Origin of the sequence: Curtobacterium sp. ODYSSEY 48 V2 (assembly GCF_023712625.1) — a bacterium.
Lineage (GTDB): Bacteria > Actinomycetota > Actinomycetes > Actinomycetales > Microbacteriaceae > Curtobacterium.
Map to the genome: position 1 here is coordinate 1 of NZ_JAMAXX010000048.1, position 431 is coordinate 431.

Annotated in this window: 1 protein-coding gene; it reads left to right on the forward strand. The window is 71.9% G+C overall.

From position 1 onward, the window contains the following. Positions 1-18: 18 nt before the first annotated feature. On the forward strand, positions 19-431 hold a 413-nt coding region (locus M3666_RS16435), incomplete at its 3' end, for an ABC transporter substrate-binding protein (RefSeq protein WP_251155819.1).

Here is a 431-nt window from a genome sequence, read left to right on the forward strand (position 1 = left end):
GCCGCCGGCGCCGCCCTCGTGCTGGCCTGCGCGGCCGCGCATGCCGACCTGAAGGTCGGCGTCGACCTGTCGTCGACCGGCCCGGCCGCCGCGATCGGCATCACGAGCAAGAACGCGATCCTGATGTGGCCGAAGACGATTGCCGGACAGCCCGTGCAGGTCACGGTGCTCGACGACGCATCCGACCCGGGCGCCGCGGTGCGCAACATCCGCAAGCTGGTCGACGAGGATCACGTCGACGTCGTGGTCGGCCCGAACATCACGCCGGCCGCGCTCGCGGCGCTCTACGCGGTGGCCGCCGCGCAGACGCCGATGATCACGCTGGTCGGCTCCGGCTCGATCGTCGAGCCGCAGGAAGGCGCGCGGACCTGGGCGTTCAAGATGGCGCAGAGCGACCGCGCGATGGCCGACGTGATGACGCGCTACATGGC